This is a genomic window from Nocardia sp. NPDC004340, assembly GCF_053602575.1.
Window position 1 is genome coordinate 46892 of the sequence record NZ_JBSGDW010000017.1, and the last position, 18686, is coordinate 65577.

Here is an 18686-nt window from a genome sequence, read left to right on the forward strand (position 1 = left end):
AACTGTGTATGCCATACACTCTGTTTATAGGCTACACAGTTTCTTCGATGCCGCAAGATGGAAAGCGAACCCACGACAGGAGGTCCGATGACGCCCGAGCCGCAAGCCCTGCCCAAATCGGTGAAACTGCTCTGGGATCTGGACGAGGCGGGCAGCCGGGGACCCCGGCGCGGCATGAGCCTCGAGCAGATCCTCGCCACGGCCATGACCATCGCCGACACCGAGGGCTACGCGGCGCTGTCCATGGCGCGGGTCGCCAAGGAGCTCGGCTTCACCACCATGTCGCTGTACCGCTACGTCGACAGCAAGGAGACCCTCGTGGTGCTGCTGTACGACCGCATCTTCGACCACACCCCGGAACTGCCCGCGGGCTGGCGCGCCGGACTGGAAGCCTGGGCCTGGGCCGAGTTCCACGCCATCCGCGCCCACGACTGGTGGCTCGACATCCCGATGACCACTCCCCCGCTCGGCCCGAACAATATGGCCTGGCTGGAGACCGGCATGAACGCCCTCGCCGAGGTCGACATCCCCGAGGCACTCAAACTCCAACTGCTGGTGAACCTCTCGATCTACGTGATCGGCCGCACCCGGTTCCTGCGCGACGCCATCCGCCAGAGCGAGGATCAGGACTACACCGGCATCCTCACCTCCGTCCTCGACCCGCGGCGCTTCCCCGCGGTCACCAGCGCGCTCACCAATCGCGCCTTCGAGAGCGACGACATGCACTGGGAGGAAGCCGATTTCGGGTTCGCGCTGGACCGGCTGCTGGACGGTTACCAGGTCTTCATCGACGCGAACACCGGCGCACGGTAGGCCATCGGCCCGTGCCGGCGCGCTAGCAGATTCCAGCTATATCAGCTCGAGAGCCTGAACGAAAAGATCTCTTGTCGCTACAGTCCCACGAAACTGCTTGACAGACAGGTGATTACAGTGAGGCTCAGATTCAGAGCGCTGGCGATGGCCGCGGTCGGAGCACTGTTCGCACTCTCGATGACCGGTGTCGCGGCCGCCCCCGCGAACGCGGTCGGCCTGCCCCCGTGCGGTCTGACCTGCGACGACCCCTTGCCGCCTTCACCCGCCGGATGCTCGAGCGCGGCCACCGGCGGCACCCTCGCGCTGACCCTGCCCGACAAGAACGGGGTCGACCGTCCCTTCCGGCTCTTCGTGCCGTCCGGGCTGAGCGGAGCCGCGCCGCTGGTGGTCGCGCTGCACGGCGGTCAGGACAATCCGACGCACTTCGAAACCGCCACCGGCTGGACCGCGGTCGCGCAGAGCAAGAAGTTCATCGTCGCCTACCCCCAGGGCGGCAAGAACGACGGCGCGGCGGACAAGTGGGCCTGGGAGTTCAGCGCCTCCAACCCCGCCAACGACGTTCCGTTCCTGCGCAGCCTGGTCCACGCCATCGGCAACGACTACTGCGTGAACCCCAAGCGCGTGCACTTCATCGGGCATTCCAACGGCGGGCAGATGACCTCCCGGATGGCGTGCTCCGCCTCGGATCTGGTGGCCTCGGCCGCGGTGTGGGCCGGGCCCAGCGGCGCGTGGGACGCCAACGACTGCCCGACCACCCGCAAGCTGTCGTTCGGCGTGATGCTCAACGACAACGACCCCATCGTGTGGCAGATCGTCGCCGAGCAGCATCGAGACCTGTGGCGTACCAAGGACGGTTGCGGAGCCACCCCGGCCTCGGAGACCGGCACCGCGGTGGTGAAGGGCGAGCGCTACTCGTGCGCGTCGGGCACCCAGGTGCTGTACCGGCTGTACCACACCACCGATGACGCGACGAAGGCTCACCTGTGGCCCACCCCGGGCTCGGCGGCCGCGACCGACGTCAACAACCGCATGTGGTCACTGCTGAACGCCAACCCGCTGCCCTGACAGTCGCGGCTCCGGGGTCCCGGCACGCTCGGGGCCCCGGGGCGACAGCGCGGCGGTGAGCAGCGCGGCGACCGCGAAAAGCACTGCCACGCAAGCCACCAGGCCGATCCAGCCGCCCGCCGCGTAGGCGATCCCGGCCGCGCTGCCGACCACCGCGCTGCCCAGGTAGTACGCGAACATGTAGAGAGACGATGCGGCGCCGCGGTTCTCGGCCAGCGCGCCGACCCAGGCGCTGGCCGCGGTGTGCGCGCCGAAGAACCCGGTGGTGAGCAGCAGGATGCCGATCAGCACCGTGCTCAGGTGGTCCGGGATGGTCACGGCCAGGCCGACGACCATCAGGGCCAGGGAGACGACCAGGATCCGGTGGTGGCCACGGCGATCGGCGAGCCGGCCCGCGTAGGCCGACGCCGCCGTGCCCGCGAGGTACAGCACGAACACCAGACCGACCACCGCCTCGGACAGGCCGAAGGGGCGGTGGGTCAGCCGGTAGCCGAGGTAGTTGTAGATCGACACGAAACTGCCCATGAGCAGGAAGGCCAGCCCGAACAGCGCGGCCGGGCGCGGAGCGCGCACCTGCCGGGCGAGATCGCCGAGCGGCGTCCCGAAACCGGCCGGGCGAGCGGCGAATCCGCGTGAGGCGGGCAGCGTCCGCGCGAACCACACCGCGCCCGCCGCCACCGCCAGCGACACCGTCAACTCCGCCCACCGCCACGACGTCAGCCCGAGCGCGAGCGACGGGATCAACCGGCCCGACAGTCCACCGATACTCGTCCCCGCGATGTACACCCCCATCGCCGAACCCAGCCCGCCGGCGCCGACCTCCTCGGCCAGATACGCCATCGCCACCGCGGGCACTCCGGCCAGCGCGACACCCTGCACCGCGCGCACCGCCAGCAGCGCGTCCATCGTCGGGCACAACGGCAGCAGCAGCCCGAGCGCCGCGGCCGCCACCGCCGACCCGATCAGCACCCGGGTCCGGCCGATCCGCGCCGACAGCACACCCACCGGAATGATCGCCAGCGCAAGGAATCCCGTGGTCAGCGACACCGCCAGCGCCGCGTGCGCGGGCGGCACCGCGAACGCCGCCGACAGGCTCGGCAGCAGCGACTGGGTGGAGTACATGGCCGCGAAGGTGGTCAGCCCGGCCGCGAAAAGCGCCACGGTGACCCGCTTCTCGTGGGCTCCGGCGAACTCGGCGGACCCGTCCGGCTCCGGGCGTTCGCTGGAGGCGACGTGTTGGTCCGACGGGATGAGCTCGCGCTGGGCGATGGACCCCGGATCGGGCGCGGGCGCGATGGTCACGGCGGCCGTGGGGGCGCCGATCGGACGCGGTGTGCTCAATGGCTGATCGGCGCTGGTCATCGGGTCCTCCCACGGTGGATCGGGTACGGATCCAGGGTGGGTGACCGGCGCTTAGATCGGAAATGCATGATGGTCGGTAGGCTCATGCCACTGCGGTATATAGCGAGGAGGCGGTGTGCTCGGCGCGGATCTGGAGTGGTTCACGACACTCGCCGAAACCGAGAATGTGAGCGCGGCGGCCGACCGATTGCATCTGGCCCAGCCGACGCTGTCGCGGATGCTCGCCCGGTTGGAGCGGCGGCTGGGCGCTCCCCTGTTCGATCGGCACGGGAAGCGCATCCGGCTCAACGAGTACGGCCGCCTGTACTACGAGCACGCCCGCCGCGCCCGCGCGGAACTGCGGGCCGGGGAGCAGGCCGTCGCCGACCGGGTCAATCCGGCCAAGGGGGTGGTGCGGCTGTCGTTCCTGCACTCCTTCGGCAGTCGGCTGGCGCCGGAGTTGATCGCCGAATTCCGGCGCGGGGCCGGACGGGTCGACTTCGGGCTGTTCCAGGGCGCGGCCGAGACGATCACCCGCCAGGTCCTCGACGGGGAAGCCGATCTGGCGCTGGTGTCGCCGCGGCCGAGCGAGCCCGGCATCGGGTGGCACACGCTGCTGAATCAGCCGCTGGTGCTGGCGGTTCCCGCCGATCACCGGCTGGCCGGGCAGCGCCGGACCCGGCTGAGCGAGCTCGCCGACGCCGAATTCATCACCATGCATCCGGGATTCGGGATGCGGCGCATCTTCGACGACCTGTGCGCGGCGGCCGGGATCCGGCCGCGCATCGCCTTCGAGACCAGTGACCTGGTGACGGTGCGGGGACTGGTGGCGGCCGGGCTCGGGGTGGCGCTGGTGCCCGCCGAGGAACCGTCGCCGCCGGACCTGGCCGTGGTCCCGCTCGCCGACGCCGGGGCTTCGCGCGATGTGGGGCTGATCTGGTCGGCGACCGCGACACCGTCGGAGGCGGTACGCCGGTTCCGCGATTTCGCGGTGGACCGGGCGGCCCGCCGCCCCGCCCGCTGAGCCCGCGCACTGTCCCGGCGAGCCCACGCACTGTTACGGTTGCCGCACGGTAACTGTTCTGTCACTTCGACTCCAGGGAGCCGCCCGTGCAGCGCTATCGCGCGGCCCTCGACACACTGGGCGGAGGCATCGCCGCCGCGGTCGCGGGCATGGCCTTGATCGTGCCCTACGACGCCGGGTGCGGCACCGACTCGTCCGCCATGCAGATGACGGTGCTGACCATCACCGTGCCCCGGGCCACCGCCACGGGCGCGGTGTTCGCCGTGGTGGCCGCTGTCCTCGTGCGCATGCTCGGCGACCGGACCGCATGGGCCACCGGCGCGTTCGCGGCGCTGGTCCTGGCCACCGACCACCTGCTGGTCAGTTCCACCTCCGCCACCCTGGCCACCGCCAACTTCCTCGACTCGCTCGCCGGCGGCGTGCTGCTGGGCGCGGCCGGGGCGGCGGCCCTGCGGTACCGGCCGCCCGCGGTCGGCTACCTGCTCGGCGGGCTCACCGGTGTCCTGCTCGGACGGCACATCGAGACCATCGCCGCCGAGAACGGGAACCTGTCGGTGCTCGAACGCGCCTTCGTGGATCTGCCGCCGGACTGGCTGGCGGTGCTGGCGGCGGCGTTGCTCGCGGTGTGCGCGGTGGTCTGCGGACGGACCAGCGCCACGCATCCGACGTCCGTGCAGCTGCCGTTCGCGCCGATCGTGGCGGCGGCGGTGGTGATCACGACCATCGCGGTGGTCTCCGAACGCCTCACCCCGGGCACCAAGAGCTGGATCGCCATTACCGCCTGGCTCGTCGCCGTGGTCGCGGCCGCGCTGATCGCGGCCCTGTTGCTGCCGGGCCGCGACGGCACCCTCACGCTGCTCGCGGTATCGCTCACCGCGACCGGCGGCGCCCTCGCGACCGTCCACGCCCATTGGAAACTCGCGCCGGTGCTCGTGATCATGGCGCTCGGACTGTTCGCCGGCGTCCTGCTGCCCCGGCCGCAGCCGGTGGCCGCCGTCGCGGCGAGCATCGGGCTGTCGGTCTTCGCGCTGCTGGCTTCCGGCGCGCAGCACCATGATTCGTGGGCCGCGCTGCTCGGCGCGTGCCTCTACGCGGGACTGGCGGGATACAGCTTCGGCGCGGTCACCACCCGCCTGGCCGCGAGCACCGTCCTGGGACTGGGCGTCGTGCTGGTCCCGACCGCGGCGCTCACCCTGGAATACCGGGGCTGCGACGTGCTGCCGTCCTTGCCCGACCGCGTCAGCACGGCCGGTGACCGCGCCGCGTGGACGGCCATCGGCCTCGGCGCCGGCTGCCTGGCGGCCATGCTGCTCCTGCGCCGCCTGCGGCCGGAACGCGACGAGCAGTCGCCGCCGAAACCCCTTGCCCCCGAATCCGAGCGAACGGACTAGGCGAGCCGGTACAGCCAGATCCGCGGCTCGGCCGGTTCGCCGCCGGTGGACCAGGCATACGTGTGGGCCAGGCCGTCGCCGTGATAGCCGTGCAGGTAGTCACGCAATTCGGTGCGGCCGCCGTGCCCGGACACGATGCCCCGCAGCACGATCGCGGTGAGGTCGTAGGCCTCGACGGCGTACGGATTCGCGGCGGTCCCGGTGGCGTCGCGATACTCGTCGAGGAAGCGCTGCGTGGTGGGCCCGCACTGACACGCCACCACGGTGCCGGAGGCCGCCGACCCGGCGGCGGACTTGAACGCGGGGTCGTAACTGCCGTCGCCGAGGACGAAAGTCGCTGTGACATCGGCTTTCCGAAGCTTCGCCAGCAGGGTCGCGGCGGCGGCTGGATAGCCCGCGTAGAACACCGCGTCCGGGTTCACGGCGGCGATGGCGGACACGGCCTGCTGGGTATCGCCACCGAGATCGACGCTGACCTCGCACGCCGGCACCGAGGCCGGGCCGAGGCCCTCCACCACCGCGCCCGCCAGCGACACCCCGAAACCGCCGCCGCTGTCCCGGACCACGCAAACCCGGGAGAACCGGGCGGTATTGGTGAGGTATCGCCCCAGCGCCGGGCCCTCGGCATTGTCATTGGCCAAGCCGCGGAAGAAGCCGCTCCACCCCGACTGCGCCAGCAGCGGATTCGTCGCGACCGGGGTGAGGAACGGCAGCCCGGCCGCGTCGAAGGTCTTCCCGGCGGCCATGACCTCCTTCGACAGCGCCGGACCGATCACCGCCACCACCGAGTCGTCGGCGGCGATCTGCTCGGCGACCCGCGCCGCCCTCGCCTGATCCCCGGCGGTGTCGAACTCGCGCACCGTGATCGGGCAGACCTTGTTGCCGCCCTGCGGGTTTCCGCCCTTCACGAACTGATCGACGGCCAGCTTCACCGCGCCCAGCACAGTACGGCCGAGCGCGGCGTCCGAGCCGGTCAACGGGAGCGCCGCCGCGATGGTCGCCGCGTCGCACGGCAGGCGGCCGTCATTGGCGGGGTCGGCCACCGACACCGGCGCGGCCACCTTGGCGCCGAGCCCGTCGATCTGGGTCAGCGGCACGAAACCCGGGTAGGTGGCTGTGAAGGGACCGGCCACGCTCACCGGATCGGCGCGGCCGGACGGCCCGGAACCCTGTGCCGCCCAGATGATTCCCGCCGCCGCCGCGACGGCGACCACCAGCGCGCCGACTCCCGCCGCCAGCCATCGACCGGACCGCACCCGGGCGGCGGTCACCGGCTCTGGTCGCAATCGCGGATCGTCGAGTATGGTGGGGTCGCCGCCGCGTGACAGCGTGACCGTCGCGGCCGTGGCATCCGTCGAACCGATCGTCGCCGCTCCCGGCCGCGGCGTCCCGGCCACCGTCCGCGGCGGGACGGTCGACTCCGAGACACCCGAAAGCGCTTGCGCCGCAGCGTCGGCGAAGTCCCGGCAGCTGTCGAACCGATCCTCCGGCCGCTTGGCCAGCCCCCGCGCGAACACCGCGTCCAGCGCGGCGGGCAGCTCGGGCCGCCGATCGGTCACCTTCGGCACCGGATGCTGCAGGTGCCCCGCGACCACTGCGGCCGCCGTCTCCGCCTGATACGGCGTGGACCCCGTGAACAGCCGAAACAGGGTGCAGGCCAGCGAATACTGGTCCGACCGCTGATCCAGCGCGGCCCCGGACAGTTGCTCCGGCGACGCATAGGTGATGGTCGCGGCCAGCATCCCGGTGCGGGTGATCTGCGCGGAATCGTCGCGCAACCGCCCGATTCCGAAATCGGTCAGCAGAATTCGGCGTTCCTGCCCGGCGGCGTCGCGGCTGAGCAGGATATTGGCGGGCTTCACGTCCCGGTGGATCACGCCCATCGAATGCGCGTAGTCCAGCGCCTTGGCCGTCTCCCCGATGATCCGCACGGCCTCGGCGGCGGGCAGGGTGAACGGGTCCAGCGCGGAGGCGTCGCCGCCGTCGACATACTGCATGGCGATCCACAACCGCCCGCCCGACACGCCCCGATCCAGCACGCCCACGATATTCGGATGATCCAGCCGTGCAACGAGTTCGGCTTCCCGCTCGAACCGGGCCCGCGTCTCGAGCTGCGTCACCAACTCCCGCGCCAGCACCTTGATCGCCACCAGCCGGGGCAGCCGCGGATGCCGGGCGAGAAAGACCTCCCCCATCCCGCCCCCGCCGAGCTTCCGCTCGATCAGATACCCCGCGAATTCCGTACCCGCACGCACAATTCGGCCCTTCACACCCCGCACATTCCCCCGAACCTTACCCGCTCGAACCCGCCGGCTCAGCTCCCCGGCGCGGGTTCGCGCGACGCCCGGGAGGGGTTCGGCCGACGCCGCGGACCACGGCGATGCCGCCGTCCGGCGCTCGCCCGGCGCACCCGGCGACAGGCCGCGCACCCCGTCCGTTTGCTCCAGGTATGCCCCGGTATTGCCACGGCGAACGGGCTGGAGCAGGCTGGGAGGCGTCGGTGGCGTCACCCCGGGCGCTGCCCCCGTAACCGAGGAGGTGGATCGAACGTGTTCGCACGCTCTAACACGATTCAAGCGCAGCTGTCCTCTATCGATCCCGGGATTGCGTTCATGCGCGATGAAGTGATGTCCGAACTGGCCGGCATGCCCGGCTGGGTGGGTCTGTCGCTGCTGGTGGACCGTGAGTCCGGCCGCTGCATCGTCACCACCGCGTGGGAGTCCGAGAACGCGATGCACGACAGCGCCAGCCGGGTGCGCCCGCTGCGCAACCGCGCGCGGGACTACTTCGGCGGCGACGGCCCCCTCATCGAGGAGTGGGAGATCTCCACCCTGCACCGCCTGCACCACTCGGAGGAGGGCGCCTGCGCCCGCCTGACCTGGACCCGGGCCGACGCCGATCGCATCGATTCGGCGATCAACGTCTTCCGTTCGATGGCAATACCCTCGATGGAGCAGATGGACGGCTTCTGCAGCGTCAGCCTGCTGGTCGACCGCACCGCCGGGCGCGGCGTCTCCTGCGCCACCTTCGAGAGCGCCGAGGCCCTGGCCCGCACCGCCCAGGCAGCCGCGGACCTGCGGGCCGCCGCCACCGCCCAGGCCGGCATCGCGGTCACCGAGGTCGCCGAGTTCGAACTGGCTCTCGCCCACCTCCGCGTCCCCGAACTGGTCTGACCCACACCCCGGATGGCGCGGTCGCCCCGGCCGCGCCACCCGGCTAATTTAGAACCCGTTTCAGCGGGCGGCGGCTTCCGGCCACCCGGCGATCGATGGGAGACGGGTATGTCGGGCAATGGTGGCGGTCGATTCGACGGCAAGGTCGCGGTGGTGACCGGAGCCTCCTCCGGCCTCGGCCGGGCCGTGGCGCAGCAGCTGATCGCGGGCGGTGCGCGCGTGCTCGGCGTCGGCCGCGACGAGGCGCGCCTGAAGGACACCTTCGACGGACCCGACACCGCCTGGCACGCCGCCGATCTCGCCGATCCGGCGGCGGCCGATCAGGTGGTGCGGGCCTGCGTCGACCGCTTCGGCGGCCTCGACATCCTGGTCAACGCCGCGGGCGCGCACACCATGCGCCACACCGGTCAGGTGACCGACGAGGAATGGCAGCACGACCTCGCCGTCAACCTCAGCGCGCCCTTCTTCCTGTCCCGCGCCGGCCTCCCCCACCTGCTCGAACGCACCGGCTGCATCGTCAACGTGGCCTCCATCGCGGGCGTGGAGGGCCAGGCCTATTCGGCGGGCTACTGCGCCGCCAAGCACGGCCTCATCGGTCTCACCCGGGCCATGGCGCTGGAGTTCGACGGCGCCGGCATCCGCATCAACGCGGTCTGCCCCGGCGGCATGATCACGCCGATGCTCGAGAACTTCACCTTCCCCGACGAGCCCGACTACCAGCTCATCCTGAAGACCGCCAGCCCCCGCGGCCTCATGGAACCCGCGCAGGTCGCCAATATCATCAGCTTCCTGTGCTCCGATGAAGCCTCGGCCGTGCACGGCGCCGTCTACACCGTCGACAACGGCAAGATGGCCCTCTAGACAGACGGATCGGCCCGGGCGACGCGGATGCCGTCGCCCGGGCCGATGCCGAGGGTGGGTCGGGTTACTTCTTGCGGTCGCGCTTCTCGCGGACGCGCACATTGACCCGGACCGGAGACCCGTCGAAGTTGAACTCCTCGCGCAGCTTCCGCTCGATGAAGCGGCGGTAGCCCGCCTCGAGGAAGCCGGTGGTGAAGAGCACGAACGTCGGCGGCCGGGTGGACGCCTGGGTGGCGAACAGGACTCGCGGGAGGCGGCCGCCGCGCATCGGCGGCGGCGTGGCGGCGATGACCTCCTTGAGCCAGTTGTTCAGGCGGCCGGTGGAGATGCGCTTGTCCCACGACTCCAGCGCGGTCTCCATGGCGGGGACCAGCTTCTGCACCGCGCGACCGGTGTGCGCGGAGATATTGACGCGCTGGGCCCAGCGGACCTGGACCATCTCGCGGTCGATCTCGCGCTCGAGCATCTCGCGGCGATCCTCGTCGACCAGATCCCACTTGTTGTAGGCGATCACCAGGGCGCGGCCGGTCTCGGCCACCATGGAGATCACCCGCAGGTCCTGCTCGGTGACCGGCTCCGAGGCGTCGATCAGCATGACCGCCACCTCGGCCGCCTCGATCGCGCCCTTGGTGCGCAGCGAGGCGTAGAACTCGTGGCCCGAGGCATTGCTCACCTTGCGGCGCAGACCCGCGGTATCCACGAAACGCCACGGCTTGCCGCCCAATTCGACCAGCGAGTCGACCGGGTCGACGGTGGTGCCCGCGACATTGTGGACCACCGACCGTTCCTCGCCGACGAGCTTGTTCAGCAGCGACGACTTGCCCACGTTCGGCTTGCCGACCAGTGCCACACGGCGCGGACCGCCGTGCAGACCCGTGCCCTCGCGGGGAGTCTCGGGCAGCTTCGCCAGAATCTCGTCCAGCAGATCACCGGTACCGCGACCGTGTGCGGCCGAGATCATGTGCGGCTCACCCAGACCCATCGACCACAGCTCGGCGGCGTCGGCCTCCAGCTTCTGGTTGTCGACCTTGTTGGCGACCAGGATGACCGGAGTCTTGCTGCGCCGCAGCGTCTTCGCCACCGCCTCGTCGGCGGAGGTCGCGCCGGTGGTCACATCCACCACCACGACGATCGCGTCGGCGGTGTTCATGGCGACCTCGGCCTGCCGGGCCACCGACTGCTGCAGCCCCTTGGCATCGGGCGACCAGCCGCCGGTGTCCTGCACCAGGAATCGGCGACCGGCCCAGGTGGCCTCGTAGGAGATCCGGTCCCGGGTCACGCCCGGAATGTCCTCCACGACCGCCTCGCGGCGGCCCAGGATCCGGTTCACCAAGGTCGACTTGCCGACATTGGGGCGGCCGACAATGGCCACCGTCGGCAGCGGAACGTGCTCGGCGTCCTGCTCGCCCTCGAATTCGGCGATGTCCCAGTCGGATTCGTCCGACCAGATCCCATCACCGGCGAAGGTGTCCTGCGTCACTGCGCGCCTCCCGCCGAAATCCGTGCGGCCACCACGCGATACAGCTCGTCGATGACCTCGTCCTTGTTCAGTTCGCTGGTGTCGACCAGCTCCGCGTCCTCGGCGGGACGCAGCGGCGACACCTTGCGCGTCGAGTCCAGGGTGTCGCGGCGCTGCACATCGGCCAGCACGCCCGCGAAATCGTCACCCCGCCCCTCGGCGATGTTCTGCGCGTTGCGGCGCTGCGCGCGGGCCTCGGCCGACGCGGTCAGATAAATCTTCACGTCCGCCGCGGGCAGCACGGTGGTGCCGATGTCCCGGCCCTCCACCACGATTCGACCCGCCGCCGCCGTCAGCTCCCGCTGCAACGCGACCAGCTGCTCGCGCACCTCGGGCACCGCCGACACCGCGGACACCGCCTGGGTGACCGCGTTGCCGCGGATCTCACCGGAGACGTCCTCACCGTCGAGCAGGATGACCTCCCGGCTCGGATCGGTGCCGATGGTCAGCGGCAGTTCCTTCACCGCGATCGCGATGGCGGCCGCGTCGTCCAGGTCCACGCCGCTGCGCAGCACGCGCAGCGTCGCCACCCGGTACATGGCGCCGGTGTCGAGGTAGCTGGCCTCGAGCCGGGTCGCGAGCATGCGCGACACGCTCGACTTGCCGGTGCCCGACGGGCCGTCCATGGCCACGACCAGCTGCGCGGAACCGGTCAGCGCGCCGGCCGTATCGATCAGAGATCCCACACCGTTCACAACGACACCGCCTCGTAGAGCTTCCCGACCTCGTCCCGGCCCAGCACGCGCAGCGTGCCCGGCCGCTGATCACCGAGCGCGATCGGCCCGACGTGCGTGCGCACCAGCGCGGTCACCGGATGCCCGACGGCGTCCAGCAGGCGGCGCACGATGTGCTTGCGACCCTCGTGCAGCACCACCTTCACCAGCGACTTGCCGTTGCCGACCTCGAGCACCTGGAACTTGTCCACCGACGCGGGCCCGTCCTCGAGCTCGACGCCGTCCTTGAGCTGCTTGCCGACCTCGCGATTGCGGACCTCGCCGTTCACGGTGGCCAGGTAGGTCTTGGACACCTCGAAGGAGGGGTGCATGAGCCGATGCGCCAGATCACCGTCATTGGTGAGCAGCAGCAGGCCCTCGGTGTCGGCGTCCAGCCGGCCGACGTGGAACAGGCGCTGACCGGCGGCGATCCGCTCGGCCACGATATCGCCCACGCACGGGCGGCCCATCTCGTCGGACATGGTCGACTGCCAGCCCTTGGGCTTGTTCAGCGCCAGGTACACCTGCTCGGAGCGGATCACCACGCGCACGCCGTCGACCCGGACCACCGCGGTCTCGGGATCGATGCGCAGACCCTGCTCGCGCACGATCTTGCCGTCGACCTCGATGCGACCGGCGTCGATCATGTCCTCGGCCACGCGCCGCGAGGCCACACCGGCCTTGGCGAGGACCTTCTGCAGGCGCTCACCCTCACCCCACGGCAGCTTCTTCGGAGCGCGCTCCTCGAAGTCCACGTGCTGGTGCCGGGCGGGCTTGGCATTGCTGATCAGCACCGGCGCGACGATCTTGCGCTCCGGCTTGGCGGTCTTCTTCTTGCCGGTGGTGTTCGGCGAGGTGTGCGGGGCCAGCGGGCGACCGCCGCCGATACCGCGAGACTGGTTGCCGCGCGCGGAGTTACCGCCCTGGCCACCGAAGCCGGAGCCCGAGCCACCGCGAGCGGGCGCGCCGCCACGGGAACCGCTTGCGCCCCACTGGCTTTCGCCGCGGGGAGCGGCACCGCCACGCGAGCGATCGGAGTCACGGCCGAACGAACCGGCACCGCCACGCGAACGGTCGGAATCACGACCATACGAACCGGCACCGCCACGCGAACGGTCGGAATCACGACCATACGAACCGGCGCCACCGCGCGAACGGTCGGAATCACGACCATACGAACCAGCGTCACCGCGCGAACGATCCGAGTCACGGCCGTACGAACCCGAGCCGCCGCGGGAGTCACCGCGGGCGTCACCGCGGGAATTGCCGCCCCAGGAGGGCGAGTCGCCGCGCGAGCCGCGCGACGTGGAGCCGCCACGGGCTCCGCCATAAGAATTGCCGCCGCTGGACCGGTCTTCTCCGGTCCGGCCTCGGGCGGCGCGGGAACCGCCGCGAGGCGGTTCGCTGCCACGTTTCCTACGATCCGGTGTGCCATCTCGGCGAGCGGGTGTATTCACGTTGTCCTTGTTTCAGTCCTCGGTGCCGAGGTCGATATCCGCCTCGGCCGGTTTCTTCAGCCTGGTGTACCGGGGGTCGGTATCCAAGCTCTCATTGATCTCGTCGATCAGGTCGACGCCCGGGAGCAGCGGGGCCAATGGCGGCAGATCCGCCAATGACGCAAGCCCGATCCGTTCCAGGAACAGCTCGGTGGTGATGTACAGAGTGCCGTTGGTCTCCGGGTCCGATCCGGCCTCCGCGATCAGCCCCCGCGCCAGCAGGGTCCTGATCACGCCATCCACGTTCACGCCGCGCACCGCGCTCACGCGTGCTCGGGTAACCGGTTGACGGTACGCGATCACCGCCATGGTTTCCAAAGCCGCGCGAGTCAGTTTCGATCGTGCGCCGTCCAACAGCATACGTTCCACATAGGGAGCGAATTCCGTCCGCGTGTAGTAGCGCCAGCCGTCGCCGACGAACCTGAGATCCATGCCACTGCGCCGCGCGGTCAACTCCGCCGACATCTCCCGCAGCGCCGCCTCCACCCGGACCGGGTGATCCCGCAGTGCCGAGGCCAGCAGTTCCGTCGGCGCGGGCGCGTCGACCACCAGCAACATCGCCTCCAGCGCGGACCGGAACTCCGCCTCCGACAGCTCGTCCTCGTCGTCGAACTCCTGCGGATCGACCGCCAGGGCGGGTGGCGTGGGGGCCTCCTCCGCCTCCGCCGGCGCGGCGACTTCGTCCGCGGGTGCCGTGACTTCGGCCGCGGGCACTGTGACCTCGTTCGCGGGCATTGTGACTTCGGCCTCGGCCGGTGTGATTTCGGCCGCTGTCCCGGTGATTTCGGCGTCCGGCGCGGATTCGGCGGTCTCGACGGCAGCCGCGGGCGCGGGTGCAGCCGCGGCCTCGGTTGTATCCGGTCCGGCCGCGCGGGCCTTGGCTGCCGCGGCCGCTTCGGCGATGATCTGCTCGGCCAGGGTCGGCTGGGGTGCGGGCTGGCTGCCGGCGGGCTGGTCCTGCACGTCGTCATCCATGTTGTGCACCTCGGTCACCCGTAGTCCTCTTCAATCGTCACCGGTTGGGCGGGTTGGTCCTCGAGCTCGCCGATCCAGCTGACGGACAGCGGGCCCAGCGGGTCGGGCTGGTCGAACTCGATGGTCTTGCCGCGGTAGAGCTCGAGCAGCGCGAGGAAGCGGGCCACGATCTGGATCGGCAGCTCGCAGTCGGCGCAGAGTTCGTGGAAGGTCGTCCAACCGCCCGCGCCCGCGTTCTTGAGCATCTCCAGCACCAGCGCGGCCTGCTCGGCGATCGAGATGGCGTGGGCGTGGATGTGATCCAGCCCCACCCGCGGTCGCGGACGCGGCCGGAACACGGTGGCCGCGACCTCCGCGAATCCCGCGGCGTCCACCCCCAGCGTAACCTCGGGCAACAGCGCCAGATACCGCTCCTCCAGCGACACCGCGCGCGGATACCGTTGCAGCGCCGCCGCCTCCAGCTCGCCCAGCAACTCCGCGACCCGTTTGAACGCGCGGTACTGCAGCAGCCGCGCGAAGAGCAGGTCGCGCGCCTCCAGCAACTCCAGGTCTTCCTCGTCGGACACCTCGCCCGAGGGCAGCAGCCGGGCCGCCTTCAGATCCAGCAGGGTGGCCGCGATGAGCAGGAATTCGGTGGTCTGGTCCAGGACCTTGTCCGCGCGCAGGCCCTGCACCTCGGACAAGCGGGCGGTGAGGGCCTTGGTGTGGGCGATGAACTCGTCGGTCACCTTGTGCAGCGAGATCTCGGTGACGTCGAGGCGTCGCGAGCTGATCAGTTGCAGCAGCAGGTCGAAGGGGCCCTCGAAGTTGGCCAGCTTCAGATGGAATTTGCCCGCATTGTCCGAACTTTCGGACGCAACAGCGGCGGCAGACGACGCGGCAGGCTCCGCCACCGCGCCAGATCCGGCGATATCGGACACCACCGACGAACCCGGCGCGGTCGTGCTCTCGGAGGTTTCGTCCGCACCCGCCCCGGCGATGTCCGCGACGACACCGGCCGGGTCCTCACCGGCCGGGTCCGCATCCGCGACGTCCGCACCGGCGATGTCCTCACCGGCGCCGACGATGTCGCTCACTACCGGCGACCCGTCCCCGGGCATGCCGGTATCCGCGTCCGCGGGGTCGTGGCCGGACGCCGAGTCGAGAGGATCGCTCAACGGCCCGACCGCTGGATGACTTCCCGGGCCATGGCCCGATAGGCTTCCGCGCCACCGGATTTCGGCGCCCACGTGGTGATGGGCTCACCCGCGACGCTGGCGTCGGGGAAGCGGACGGTCCGCGAGATCACGGTGTCGTACACGAGGTCGCCGAACACCTCGACCACGCGCGTCATGACCTGGCGCGAATGCAATAGGCGGGCATCGAACATGGTGACCACGATGCCGTACAGGGTCAGCGCCGGATTCAGCCGGTCCCGCACCTTCTCCACGGTGTCGTTGAGCAGAGCCAGCCCGCGCAGCGAGAAGTACTCGCATTCCATCGGAATGATGACGCCGTCGGCGCAGGCCAGGGCGTTCACGGTGAGCAGGCCCAGCGACGGCTGGCAGTCGATGAGGATGTAGTCGTAACGGTCGCGCAGCGGCGCCAGGGCTCGGCCCAGGGTCTGCTCGCGGCCGACCTCGTTGACGAGCTGGATCTCCGCGGCCGAGAGGTCGATATTGCTGGGCAGCAGATCCATGCCGTCGACTTTGGTGTTCATCAGCACGTCGTCGGGATTCACCTTGCCGGGCCCGACGAGCAGGTTGTGCACGGTCACGTTCAGATCGTGATGCGCCACACCGAGTCCCGCCGACAGCGCGCCCTGCGGATCCAGGTCCACCAGCAGCACCTTGCGCCCGTATTCCGCCAGCGCCGCACCGAGATTGATGGTCGAGGTGGTCTTGCCGACGCCGCCCTTCTGATTGCACATGGCGACGATCAGCGCGGGGCCGGTGTGGTCCGGTTCGGGCGGTTCGGGGATCTCGCGCAGCGGGCGTCCGGTGGGACCGACCTGCTTCGCGTCGTGCACCACATCGGGTGCCTCCCACAGGGTTTGCGCGGCGGTTTCGATCCGCTGGCCCGCACCACCGGTAGTCGTCACGTCCGCTGCTCCTTCGACGTTCCTGCCCTTGCCTCGCCCATCGGCCTGGAATGGACGACGCACCCGGCCGCGTGTGCGATCGGGTTCCTCCTAGACGCTACCGCCTGTTCGCGCGAGACCAACGTTCGGACACGCACCCTAAACCTGCACTTCAGACCCGGTACAGACGCCCGAGCCGGGCCGAGGACCGGTCCGAGACGTCTCGTTGCACTGTGGCACAGCAGGTTACGGGTTCAGGGTCATGTTCCGCGCCCGAAGCACCGGATAAACCGGAATCGGCGGATTTTGAGGATCCGGGTATGGCGCAACTGCGCCGTGAGCCCGGGCGGTGGAGTCCATTGGAGGACAGTGCGCTCGCCCGGGTGCCATTCGGCATCCACGAGTGGCATCCGGCCGCCCGACCCGTGCGCGCGCCCGGACCGCAGATCGGGCGGGAGAGCCTCGGGGCGACAATGTCTTTCGGGACCACGGTCTTTCGAGGCCCGTGCGGCGCTCTCACCGGGCACGCGGGTGCGCGGTCGCCCAGACCTCGTGCAGCGTGCCGACCGTGACGAGGGTGTAGATCTGGGTGGTGGTCACCGAGGCGTGGCCCAGCAGTTCCTGCACGACCCGGACGTCCGCGCCGCCATCCAAGAGGTGGGTCGCGAACGAGTGGCGCAGGGTGTGCGGCGACACCTGCGCGGCGATGCCCGCGCGTTCGGCCGCGGATTGCAGGACCTGCCAAGCGGTCTGGCGGGACAGCCGGCCGCCACGATGGTTGAGAAACAGGGCGCTGTTGCCGCGGCCGCGCGCGGACAGATCGGGGCGGCCCCGGACCAGGTAGTTGTCCAGCGCGGCCAGGGCGGGACGGCCGATCGGGACCATGCGCTGCTTGCCGCCCTTGCCGCGCAGCACGACCGCGCGCTCTGGGGTGTCGATGTCGTCCACGTCCAGGCCGACGATTTCGGAGATGCGCGCGCCCGTGGAGTACAGCAATTCCAGCAGGGCCCGGTCCCGCAGCCCGCGCGGGCCGTCGGCGATATCACCGCCGGCCGCGTCGAGCAGCCGCGAGATCTGGTCGTAAGGAAGGGCTTTCGGCAGTCGGCGGGCGGGCGTCGGCGGTTTCACCGGATGCGCCACATCCGCGTCGGTGATCCCCTCCGCCGTCGCGAACCGGTGCAGCCCGCGCACCGCGACCAGCGCCCGCGACGCCGAGGACGCCGCCAGCGCGGGATGCTCGGCGTCGCCCGAACGCAGCGACACCATGTAGTCGGCTATGTCCGATTCGGCCACGCGCGCAAGCGTTTCCACGCCGCGCTCGGACAGGAAGTGCCGGTATCGCCCCAGATCACGGCGGTAGGCGCTGAGCGTATTGCGCGCGGCGCCGCGCTCGACCGCCATATGGTCGAGGTACGCGTCGATCTGCCGCTTCAGCACGGGTCACATCATTGCAGCAGCCACCGACGAACTTCCCCAGCCAAACCCCGGCAAACAGAACAAGTTTCCCAATCGGGATCTACTCCGCGCGCCCCCGCGCCTTGCGGTCCAGGAACGCGGTCGGCATGCCGGGCCACGGCGCGTCCGCGGGCCGCAGCACCGCCCCGGAGGCGCGAGCCGTCATCAGCGCGGTTACTCCGGCGACCGCGGTGGCATTGGTGATCTCCCCCGCCAGCGCGGCCTGCACGGCCTCCGCCAGGGGCATCCGCAGCAATTGGAGGTCGGCCTCCTCCATTTCCGGGTCAGGCCGGTCGGTTTCGTACAGCCCGGTGGCGAGATACACCCGCAACGCCTCATCGGTGAACCCCGGCGACAGCGCCACATCCACCAGCACCGCCCATTCCCGCGCCGCCAGCCCCGTCTCCTCGGCCAGCTCCCGCTTGGCCGCCTCCAACGGATCCTCGCCCTGCTCGTCCAGCAACCCGGCGGGCAATTCCAGCAACCGCCGCCCGATCGGATGCCGATACTGATTGATCAGCACCAGATTCTCGTCCTCGTCGAGCGCCGCCACCGCGACCGCCGCGTGGTGCTCGATCACCTCCCGCTCGGCCACCTTCCCGCCGGGCATGACCACCTGGTCGAGCCGCAGCGCGAGAATCGCCCCCGAATACACGGTGCGACTGGACAGAACATCGAATTCGTGTGAACCGGGAACCGGACCGGAGGACGTCATCCCAGAACCGTAGCGCGAATCTCCGCCCCGCCCGGCCACACCCGACCCGCCACCCGCGCTGCCGTGGCCGACACCACGCCGGCTCT

Annotated in this window: 16 protein-coding genes; 6 read left to right on the forward strand and 10 right to left on the reverse strand. The window is 70.4% G+C overall.

Going from position 1 to position 18686, the window contains the following annotated elements:
- Positions 1–87 precede the first annotated feature (87 nt).
- Positions 88–813: a TetR/AcrR family transcriptional regulator C-terminal domain-containing protein gene (locus tag ACWEOI_RS34250; RefSeq protein ID WP_433666555.1), complete on the forward strand. Its 726-nt coding sequence runs from the start codon at positions 88–90 to the stop codon at positions 811–813.
- 117 nt (positions 814–930) lie between these two features.
- Complete coding sequence (locus ACWEOI_RS34255) at positions 931–1878, forward strand: alpha/beta hydrolase family esterase (RefSeq protein ID WP_452362265.1); 948 nt, start codon at positions 931–933, stop codon at positions 1876–1878.
- Here ACWEOI_RS34255 and ACWEOI_RS34260 read toward each other — a convergent pair.
- Entirely contained in the window at positions 1849–3240 is a 1392-nt protein-coding gene (locus ACWEOI_RS34260) for an MFS transporter (protein ID WP_452362266.1), read from the reverse strand. The two genes, ACWEOI_RS34255 and ACWEOI_RS34260, sit on opposite strands and share 30 nt — an antisense overlap.
- Positions 3241–3355: 115 nt before the next feature.
- Here ACWEOI_RS34260 and ACWEOI_RS34265 point away from each other — a divergent pair, with 115 nt between their 5' ends.
- Together ACWEOI_RS34265 and ACWEOI_RS34270 are read left to right on the forward strand one after the other, a co-directional pair.
- A complete protein-coding gene (locus ACWEOI_RS34265; protein WP_452362267.1) occupies positions 3356–4243 on the forward strand; it encodes a LysR family transcriptional regulator in 888 nt (295 codons plus the stop codon).
- A gap of 86 nt (positions 4244–4329) precedes the next feature.
- Positions 4330–5634, forward strand: coding sequence for a hypothetical protein (locus tag ACWEOI_RS34270; RefSeq protein ID WP_452362268.1), 1305 nt, complete (start codon positions 4330–4332; stop codon positions 5632–5634).
- Here ACWEOI_RS34270 and ACWEOI_RS34275 read toward each other — a convergent pair.
- The gene (locus ACWEOI_RS34275) at positions 5631–7904 is read right to left on the reverse strand and encodes a bifunctional serine/threonine-protein kinase/ABC transporter substrate-binding protein (RefSeq protein WP_452362269.1); all 2274 of its coding nucleotides are present in this window, start codon (positions 7902–7904) and stop codon (positions 5631–5633) included. The genes ACWEOI_RS34270 and ACWEOI_RS34275 overlap by 4 nt on opposite strands.
- A 279-nt stretch (positions 7905–8183) precedes the next feature.
- On the opposite strand from ACWEOI_RS34275, the gene ACWEOI_RS34280 reads away from it, so the two are divergent.
- Entirely contained in the window at positions 8184–8807 is a 624-nt protein-coding gene (locus ACWEOI_RS34280; RefSeq protein ID WP_433666561.1) for a hypothetical protein, read from the forward strand.
- Between the two features lie 108 nt (positions 8808–8915).
- The gene (locus tag ACWEOI_RS34285) at positions 8916–9668 is read left to right on the forward strand and encodes an SDR family oxidoreductase (protein WP_433666562.1); all 753 of its coding nucleotides are present in this window, start codon (positions 8916–8918) and stop codon (positions 9666–9668) included.
- Between the two features lie 64 nt (positions 9669–9732).
- Here the strand turns inward: ACWEOI_RS34285 and der are convergent, their stop codons facing one another.
- From der to ACWEOI_RS34325, 8 genes are all read right to left on the reverse strand, one after another.
- Positions 9733–11148 (reverse strand): ribosome biogenesis GTPase Der, encoded by a 1416-nt coding sequence (gene der / locus ACWEOI_RS34290; protein ID WP_379271710.1) that lies wholly within the window; start codon positions 11146–11148, stop codon positions 9733–9735.
- Positions 11145–11813, reverse strand: coding sequence for a (d)CMP kinase (gene cmk, locus ACWEOI_RS34295; RefSeq protein WP_433673408.1), 669 nt, complete (start codon positions 11811–11813; stop codon positions 11145–11147). The genes der and cmk overlap by 4 nt, the downstream gene beginning before the upstream one ends.
- 65 nt (positions 11814–11878) lie before the next feature.
- Positions 11879–12694 carry a pseudouridine synthase gene (locus tag ACWEOI_RS34300; protein ID WP_433590861.1) on the reverse strand — a complete coding sequence of 272 codons (816 nt, stop codon included), beginning with the start codon at positions 12692–12694 and terminating at the stop codon, positions 11879–11881.
- Between the two features lie 675 nt (positions 12695–13369).
- Positions 13370–14131, reverse strand: a complete 762-nt coding sequence (gene scpB / locus ACWEOI_RS34305; protein ID WP_452362276.1) for an SMC-Scp complex subunit ScpB — start codon at positions 14129–14131, stop codon at positions 13370–13372.
- Between the two features lie 254 nt (positions 14132–14385).
- The gene (locus tag ACWEOI_RS34310; protein WP_452362277.1) at positions 14386–15264 is read right to left on the reverse strand and encodes a segregation and condensation protein A; all 879 of its coding nucleotides are present in this window, start codon (positions 15262–15264) and stop codon (positions 14386–14388) included.
- A gap of 260 nt (positions 15265–15524) precedes the next feature.
- Positions 15525–16421: a ParA family protein gene (locus ACWEOI_RS34315; protein ID WP_357095788.1), complete on the reverse strand. Its 897-nt coding sequence runs from the start codon at positions 16419–16421 to the stop codon at positions 15525–15527.
- A gap of 525 nt (positions 16422–16946) precedes the next feature.
- Positions 16947–17867 carry a site-specific tyrosine recombinase XerD gene (xerD, locus tag ACWEOI_RS34320; RefSeq protein WP_433666563.1) on the reverse strand — a complete coding sequence of 307 codons (921 nt, stop codon included), beginning with the start codon at positions 17865–17867 and terminating at the stop codon, positions 16947–16949.
- Positions 17868–17946: 79 nt separating this feature from the next.
- Complete coding sequence (locus ACWEOI_RS34325) at positions 17947–18600, reverse strand: NUDIX domain-containing protein (RefSeq protein WP_433666564.1); 654 nt, start codon at positions 18598–18600, stop codon at positions 17947–17949.
- Positions 18601–18686: the final 86 nt, after the last annotated feature.

Coding starts and splice junctions, on each gene's coding strand:
- scpB (WP_452362276.1), bottom strand. CDS start 14,131: ATGCCCGCGAACGAGGTCACAGTGCCCGCGGCCGAAGTCACGGCACCC.
- ACWEOI_RS34260 (WP_452362266.1), bottom strand. CDS start 3,240: ATGACCAGCGCCGATCAGCCATTGAGCACACCGCGTCCGATCGGCGCC.
- ACWEOI_RS34325 (WP_433666564.1), bottom strand. CDS start 18,600: ATGACGTCCTCCGGTCCGGTTCCCGGTTCACACGAATTCGATGTTCTG.
- cmk (WP_433673408.1), bottom strand. CDS start 11,813: ATGGACGGCCCGTCGGGCACCGGCAAGTCGAGCGTGTCGCGCATGCTC.
- ACWEOI_RS34285 (WP_433666562.1), top strand. CDS start 8,916: ATGTCGGGCAATGGTGGCGGTCGATTCGACGGCAAGGTCGCGGTGGTG.
- ACWEOI_RS34250 (WP_433666555.1), top strand. CDS start 88: ATGACGCCCGAGCCGCAAGCCCTGCCCAAATCGGTGAAACTGCTCTGG.